At 70.6% G+C, this 7,045-nt stretch carries 7 protein-coding genes; 3 read left to right on the top strand and 4 right to left on the bottom strand.

Annotated elements, in window-relative coordinates; genetic code table 11:
• Positions 1 to 188: 188 nt before the first annotated feature.
• Positions 189 to 1,361, top strand: a complete 1,173-nt coding sequence (locus tag ABZY44_RS13030; RefSeq protein ID WP_356652953.1) for a PP2C family protein-serine/threonine phosphatase — start codon at positions 189 to 191, stop codon at positions 1,359 to 1,361.
• A gap of 124 nt (positions 1,362 to 1,485) precedes the next feature.
• On the opposite strand, the gene ABZY44_RS13025 is transcribed toward ABZY44_RS13030, so the two are convergent.
• From ABZY44_RS13025 to ABZY44_RS13015, 3 genes are all read right to left on the bottom strand, one after another.
• Positions 1,486 to 2,367, bottom strand: a complete 882-nt coding sequence (locus tag ABZY44_RS13025) for a hypothetical protein (protein ID WP_356652951.1) — start codon at positions 2,365 to 2,367, stop codon at positions 1,486 to 1,488.
• A complete protein-coding gene (locus ABZY44_RS13020) occupies positions 2,364 to 2,744 on the bottom strand; it encodes a hypothetical protein (protein WP_356652949.1) in 381 nt (126 codons plus the stop codon). Before ABZY44_RS13020 ends, ABZY44_RS13025 begins: the two co-directional genes overlap by 4 nt.
• A 280-nt stretch (positions 2,745 to 3,024) precedes the next feature.
• Positions 3,025 to 3,906, bottom strand: coding sequence for an AraC family transcriptional regulator (locus ABZY44_RS13015; protein ID WP_356652947.1), 882 nt, complete (start codon positions 3,904 to 3,906; stop codon positions 3,025 to 3,027).
• A gap of 164 nt (positions 3,907 to 4,070) precedes the next feature.
• Here ABZY44_RS13015 and ABZY44_RS13010 point away from each other — a divergent pair, with 164 nt between their 5' ends.
• A complete protein-coding gene (locus ABZY44_RS13010) occupies positions 4,071 to 5,186 on the top strand; it encodes a serine hydrolase domain-containing protein (RefSeq protein ID WP_356652945.1) in 1,116 nt (371 codons plus the stop codon).
• A 417-nt stretch (positions 5,187 to 5,603) separates the two neighbouring features.
• Positions 5,604 to 6,170, top strand: a complete 567-nt coding sequence (locus tag ABZY44_RS13005) for a DUF3291 domain-containing protein (RefSeq protein WP_356652943.1) — start codon at positions 5,604 to 5,606, stop codon at positions 6,168 to 6,170.
• Between the two features lie 110 nt (positions 6,171 to 6,280).
• Here ABZY44_RS13005 and ABZY44_RS13000 read toward each other — a convergent pair whose 3' ends face one another.
• The gene (locus ABZY44_RS13000; protein WP_356652941.1) at positions 6,281 to 6,778 is read right to left on the bottom strand and encodes a DUF4232 domain-containing protein; all 498 of its coding nucleotides are present in this window, start codon (positions 6,776 to 6,778) and stop codon (positions 6,281 to 6,283) included.
• Positions 6,779 to 7,045: the final 267 nt, after the last annotated feature.

Raw genomic sequence — 7,045 nt, 5'->3', positions numbered from 1 at the left:
CCGGCAATGTATATGGTCTTGGCCTTTTACACGCTCTTACCCCTACCGTGCGGGCCGGGTCCGCGATCGCGGACCCGGCCCTCTCGCGATGCTCAGCCGCCCCGGCCGGTTCAGCGGCCCCGCAGCGCAGTCCCCGCTCCCCTGTGTGACCTCCTCCGCCGCCCCCTCTCACAGAAACGACACCGGCCATGACCAGCTTCCTCGCTGTTGAGCGTGCCTTGCGCACGGCCGCGCCCCACGACCTCCTCCCGTCGCTGCGCGCCGCCCTGATCGAGCACTACCAAGCAACCGAGGTGGCCCTCCTCATGGCCGATTACAGCCTCACCGTGCTGCAGCCGGTGATCGCGCTGCCTCACACCGCCGAGCCCCTGCCCGTGCACTCCAGCCCCGAGGGCCGTGCCTTCGCCAGCCAGGAACCCTACGGCCGGTACACCGCCGAGGGCGGCACCGTAGACCTCCACCTGCCCGTGACGGTGCGCGGCGACCGGCTGGGCATCGTGACGGTGCGCGTGCCCGAAACCGCGTGCACGCCACGGAGCGTGGGTGAACTGACCGACCTGGCGGAACTCCTGGGGCACGAGATCGTCGTGGCCGAGCGCGACACCGACCTCTACCTCCAGGCCCGGCGCGCCAGCCGCCTGACCCTGGCGGCCGAAATGCAGTGGCAGCTGCTGCCCGCGCGAGCGTGCGCCCGCCCCGAATACGCCATCGGAGCGCAGCTCGAGCCCGCTTACGACATCCACGGCGACAACTTCGACTGGTCCACCACCTCCGAGACCCTCACCCTGACCGTCACCAACGGAATGGGCCAGGGAATCCAAGCCTCGCTCCTGACCAACCTCGCCATCAACGCACTGCGCAACGCCCGAAGGGCCGGCGTCGACATCGCGGATCAAGCCGCTCTCGCCGACCAGGCCGTCTACGGGCAGCACCGCGGCCACCAGTACGTCTCCACCCTTCTCCTCTCCCTCGAACTGGCCACCGGAGCGGGAAAGGTCGTGGACGCCGGCTCGCCGCAACTGTGGCGCTACCGCGACAGATCCGTCGAACGCGTCGAGTTCGAGCCGCAACTCCCCCTCGGGATGATCGAAGATTCCGACTACACCGCACAGGACTTCCAGGCACTGCCCGGCGACCGCCTGATCTTCGTCAGCGACGGCGTGTACGCGGCCGCCCGCGAAAGCGGGGAAACCTACAGCGAACGCGCTCTGGCCCGGGCGATCCACGCCACCAGCCTGCTGCCGGCCGCAGCTGTACCCCGGGGGATCCTCCAGGAACTGGCCGCGTACCGGGACGCGGACCCGGACGACGACGCGATGGTCCTGTGCCTGGACTGGTTCGGCCGGCTCACCCCAGCCTGAACCCCTGACATCGGACTGAGATCGCGGGCCACGGTCGGGCCGGGCGAGCCGCGGTATGGCGGTCTCGGGTGCCACCCCGGCAGGTCGCGGCCCACGGCCTCCACCAGCCCGGCTGCGACTCAGGTCACTGGCCGAGCGGTTGCGGCCTGGTGCCCGGGGTGAGACCGATCCACACGGCGTCGCTCTCCTGGATGATGTAGATCGCGTCGCGATCCGCGTTCCAGCCGAGGGGTACGACGTAATACCTTCCGTCCCGGTCCAGGAGCAGCCGCAGACCTGTGTAGCGGTAGCGGTGACGGAGTCCGCTCGCCAGGACCTCCCTCGTGACCGTCCCGGTGGGGAGGGAGAGCGGATAACTGCTGAGGACCATCACACCGGTCCAATCGGTGACATGACCGGCGCGGGACCTGGCGTCGCGTTGAGCCGTCTGGATGGTGGCCTGGGTGAGCGTCCAGAAGAGGAAGGCCACGGCGGTGAAGACCGGAAGTGCCTTGCACCGCAGGCCTTTCGGCCGCCGGCCCCGTACGTCGCGGCACTGGCCCATGAGCAGCCCGACCGCGATGAGAAGAGGGGCGGTCCAGCCGTACGGCTGGATCTCTTTCCACAGGGCGAGCAGCGCCACACCGATAACCACCACCGGCACGGAGAGAGCGGCCGCCACGGCCTCGGCCCTGGCGGCCGCACGGGACTCCACGCCCCCGTACCCCTGGGCCCGAGTCCGTGCCCAAGGTACCGACACGACCAGCACGATCAGCCCGACGGCGACCAGGACCTCGAGCTTCAGCAGCCGTAGGCTCTGGGTCACCAACTCGCTGAAGCCCAGGTCGAGCGTGCTGAGCGAGATGTGGAAATACCCGTAGAACGTACTCATGTACATCGCCCCCAGGTAGAACAGGAGCGCGGCGATGAAAGTCCCTTGCGCGACGACCGTCCTCAGGAGCGCGGCGGGGCGGTAGGGATCCGCCTCCGTCTCCGGGGACGGCCCGTCCCGTGGCGGCTCGCTCACGTACCGTCAGGATCCGGCGGGTCGATCTGCGCCGGAGGCGTGGTGGGCTGCTGCGGGGACGGGGAAGCACTCGGGGCGGAGGACGGATCGCCGTCCTCGTCGGCGGTCTTGACCGGCGGCGGCGGCGGAGGCGGAACGTACGGCTCCCCGGTAGCCGTGGGTCGCGGCGAGGCGGGCGGGCTGGACACCGCATCAGGCGCGCCCCGGGTGTCCGTCGGCTGCGGGGCCCCGGACGGGATGGAAACCGTATCGGACGGCGACGGGGGTACCGTCGGATCGTCCTTGTCGGGGCCGCACCCGGCGATCAGAGCGACACTGCACGCGCTCAGCACGCCCAGCACGACGACCCGGACCCAGCGACCGGTCTTCTCCGGCATCCGACCTCCCTGATCGTCTGAGAGCGTAGGGGGTTCACGTGGCACGCCGCCCGACCCGCGCGCGACCGCCACGCCGCACCGCTCGATCGGACCATCGGGCCGAGATGCGACGTGGTCCTTCAGCGGAATCCGGGGCGTCACACGTCCGGCGCGGGAAGGACGAGGACCTGGCCGGAACCTGCGTCGCCGGGGCCTTTCCGCGTCGTCCGCGGACGTCGGCGGGAGCCGAGTCGGTCCGTCTCGTCCGTTGCGAGCGAAGGGCCACGTCCGCGTACCGTGTTCACGCGCCGGAGCTGCCGATGTCCCGCTCGACCGGGATCCACAGCTGGGAGCCGGTCTCCGCGCCGATCTCCACCGGCTGCGTCCGCAGCAGCTCCGGACCCGGCCGGGTCACGTACGGGTTCGAGGGGAACCACTGCGTGAACACGTCTCGCCACAGGTCCTGGAGGGCGCTCGGATAGGGGCCGTGGTTGTCGAAGACCGCCCAGGTCCCGGCCGGCACGTCGAGGGCTTCGAGTTCCTGCGCGGTGGCGTCGGGACCGGTCACCGCGCCGATCCAGTAGTCCACCTCGGCTCCCTCCTCCCGGCTGTCGGTCAGGTGCACCGCCGCCGACAGGATTCCCTCCGGCTCCCCGACGGCCAGTTCCTTCATCCGTACGACCGCCTGCCCGTCGAGGCTTTCCAGGTGCGCCGCTGCGGCCGCGTTGACCCCCTCGTGCACGAGGGGGACCCGGGCCTTCCTGCCGACGACCCGAAACCGCTCCTTCTCCACGATCCGGTACCGCATCGCCGTACTGCCTTCGACGACGAGACGGAAGGACATGCGCGGCTGCGCCGTGAGCACCGCACCCGTGCGCCGGGCCTCGCCCGGACCGATGCCGTGCACCGACCGGAACGCCCGGGCGAACGCCTCGCCCGAGCCGTACCCGTACCGCACGGCGACATCGAGCAGGGTCGGCTCCCCGGCCAGCACCTCGGCCCCGGCGATCGTCATCCGCCGGCGCCGCACGTAGACCGGGAGGGGCATCCCCGCGAGCGCGGAGAACAGCCGGCGGAAGTGGTACTCCGACACCCCGGCGATCCGGGCCACCTCGGCCATGTCGATCTTCCCGTCGAGACGGGCCTCCAGGTGGTCCAGCGCCCGATTCAGCCGCTCCAGCACGAGTGGCCCCGTCCTTCCGTCTCGTGTCTCCGCCGCAGGGACGGCCACCCCGCGCGGTCGTGCCTCCACGACGGAGTAGAGCGCATCCGACCGCTCCCCGCCCGACAGAACCGGTGCGGGAAGTGTGGGGCGGGACGCCCTGGCGCCATCACAGGATGACGTCCATGACTGACATGAGGGGATTTTGCGAACCGCGGTTCGCCGCCGTCCGTGAGGCATTCGCGGCTTCGCTCGCCCAGGACGACGTGGGCGCCTCGGTGGCCGTCTACCTCGACGGCGAGCCGGTGGTCGACATCTGGGGAGGGTACGCCGACGCGGACCGTACCGTCGGCTGGGAGCGCGACACCCTCACCGGTGTGAACTCGACGACCAAGAACATGACCGCCCTGTGCGCGCTGGTCCTGGCCGACCGGAACGAGCTCGATCTGTCGGCGCCGGTCGCCACCTACTGGCCCGAGTTCGCCGCGGCGGGCAAGGAGCACCTGCTGGTACGGCACGTGCTGTCGCACACGGCGGGGCTGCCGGACCTGTCCGGGCCGACGGCGGTCGAGGGGCTCTACGACTGGGAGGGCGTGACGGCCGGGCTGGCCGCGCAGGCGCCCGAATGGGAGCCGGGAACGGCTGCCGGCTATCACGCGCTCACCTTCGGGTTCCTGGTCGGTGAGACCGTCCGCCGCATCACCGGCCGCAGCCTCGGCGAGTTCTTCGCCGAGGAAGTGGCCAAGCCGCTCGGCGCGGACTTCCACATAGGGCTCTCCGCCGAGCATGACCACCGCGTCGCCCCGCTCATCCCGCCGCCTTCGCTCACCGACGAGTACACCGCCAGTGCACCGTTCGGGCCGGACGGAACACGCCGGGAGAACACCGGCGTGGAGATCCGGGTCAAGGACGTCAACTCCGCGGCCTGGCGCCGTGCGCAGATCCCTGCGGTGAACGGCTTCGGCAACGCTCGCTCCGTCGGCCTCGTCCAGTCGGTACTGGCGAACCAGGGCTCGGCCGGCGGCGTGCGCCTGCTGTCTCCCCGGGGCTGCGAGCCCGCATGGCAGGAGGTGTTCCACGGTGACGACCGCGTCCTGCGGACGCCGATGTCCTGGACGGCGGGCTTCGGCAGGTTCGGCAACACCTTCGGCTGGGGTGGCTGGGGCGGCTCGCTGGTCGTGAGCGATCCCGGCTCCCACATGACGGTGGCCTACGTCATGAACCAGATGATCGACCGGAACCAGGAGGAGGACAACCGCGGCACGGAGATCGTGATGGCCGCCTACAGCGGACTGCACTGACACGCTGACCTCGAGCCCGGCCACGTGACCGGATCGGACCGCGGCGGTCGGGTACGCCGTACGCCCGGCGTTCTGCCGGAAGGTTCGACACCGGTTCCGCTCGGTGCACGGCGCCGGCGAACCCGTGTGACGCGCTGGGCCGGGGGCCAGGCGTGCCCGCCCCCGGTTCCCGCAAGGACGTTGTACGAGAAGCCACTTGGACAGGAAAATCGCAACTTCGACAAGGCTCGCGGAGGCAGTTACCTTCAACTGGTCCTCGGTGGTCGCCGCAAGGGGCACACCGGGGTTCCCCCGGGCGGGGCCTGGCCGTGACGGGATGAGGCGGTCACGCTCCTCGCATCCTCGCCCCGTGCGAGCCACCGAACCGGGTCCCCACCAGGCAGCCCGCACCAGGCTGCCCCCACCAGGGAGAGGCACATGCCCGCACTTGCTCTGTACACCTTCGGCGTCCTGAAGTCACCGCTCGCCGATGCCGGAGCTCGCACGCGCGAGTTCTACGAGACGGGTGAGGCCGTCTACCGCACGATCAGTCAGCAACCCGGCTACCTCGCGCGTGCCGAACCGGCAGGCGGTGACCGGGGCGTGCTCTTCGGGGCGGACTGGGGTTCATGGGGAGAGTTCGCCGTACCGGCTTGGTACGGCAAAGGCCGTACGCCGGAAACCACCGCCCTGGCCGCGACCCTCTCGCTCTGGACCGGCCTGCGCCCCGCCTTCGACGCCGTCCACACCGGTCTGCACCGCGAGGCACTGCACCGGCGTTACGACTGGTTCGAGAGGACGGGGCGGCCGAATCACGTGGCCTGGTGGGTCCCCGACGGCGTGATACCCACGTGGCGGGACGGAGTTTCCCGGCTGGAGCACGTACACGAGCACGGCTCCGCGGCGCACGCCTTCACCTTCCACGACTCCTTCTCCCCGGACGGAACTCCGACCAGGAGCCAAGACATCGGGCCGCAGGTCGGGCACGGTGTGCGCCCGACCTGAGCCGTCGAAGGGGGCCGCGTCGACGGCGCCGCCTCCTGCTCCCTCCTGCTCCCTCCTGATCTCGTACGCGCCGGCGTGGCACCCGCCGCGGAGCGGCTTCTTCCGGGCGGTCATTGCGAGGCTTGCACCGGGCTTATCTCGAAGGCTCCGCACACGCGCAGGTGGTAGGGGATCTGCACGGCCTGGAAGCTGTTCGGCGGGTAGACCTTGACGTAGCTCGACGTCGGCCGACAGCTCGGTACCACGGCCCGGCTGTTGGTGCGGAGGACCGCGGTCACCGTGTCGTCCGGGAAGACGGACACCGTGTCCACCCGCTCGCCGGTGCGGATCGCCGAGGTGCCGATCTGGTGGTACCGGGCGTCCACGACGCTGACACCCGGGTATCCGCGCAACGCGCAGGTGTGGGTCGAGGTGTTGGTGAACAGGATCGGGTAGTTGAGCGATCCCGCGGCGCCTTCCGGCTCGCCGACGGCCACGTCCAGATCGGCCACATGGCAGGGCGGGGTCATGGGCAGGGCAGACGCCTGGGTGGCGCCGACCGAGGCGCCGGTGGTTGCCAGAAGGGCTGCGGAAGCGATGCCCGCCGCCCGGACGAGGACGTTACTCATGGCGCCAACTCCTGTGTCAGCTATCGGGAATTGCCCGGGAATTGTCGTTTCCGGCGCACCGGTGTCCACGCGCCGAAGGCCAAGGGGACAGCGACATGGGTGTCCGGCTCGACGTGTGCGTGTGCGTGCGCGTGCCGTCCGCGCGGGACATGTGCCCAGCGCTCTCGCGGAGGCCCGACCGGGCGTGTCCTCCTGCGGCTGAACGGCGCAGGCTCGATGACGATTCTACCGGCCCGGGCTCCCCGCGGCCTGTCGGCACCGGGCCAC

Source organism: Streptomyces sp. NPDC006544, from assembly GCF_040611715.1.
Classification (GTDB): Bacteria; Actinomycetota; Actinomycetes; order Streptomycetales; family Streptomycetaceae; genus Streptomyces.
The sequence above is the reverse complement of the archived record's forward strand: the minus strand, read 5'-3'. Positions and strand labels throughout refer to the sequence as shown.

What these genes read in the sequence shown, in the direction of transcription:
- ABZY44_RS13030 (WP_356652953.1), top strand. Translation starts at nt 189, where the DNA reads ATGACCAGCTTCCTCGCTGTTGAGCGTGCCTTGCGCACGGCCGCGCCC.
- ABZY44_RS13020 (WP_356652949.1), bottom strand. Translation starts at nt 2,744, where the DNA reads ATGCCGGAGAAGACCGGTCGCTGGGTCCGGGTCGTCGTGCTGGGCGTG.
- ABZY44_RS13010 (WP_356652945.1), top strand. Translation starts at nt 4,071, where the DNA reads ATGACTGACATGAGGGGATTTTGCGAACCGCGGTTCGCCGCCGTCCGT.
- ABZY44_RS13005 (WP_356652943.1), top strand. Translation starts at nt 5,604, where the DNA reads ATGCCCGCACTTGCTCTGTACACCTTCGGCGTCCTGAAGTCACCGCTC.
- ABZY44_RS13000 (WP_356652941.1), bottom strand. Translation starts at nt 6,778, where the DNA reads ATGAGTAACGTCCTCGTCCGGGCGGCGGGCATCGCTTCCGCAGCCCTT.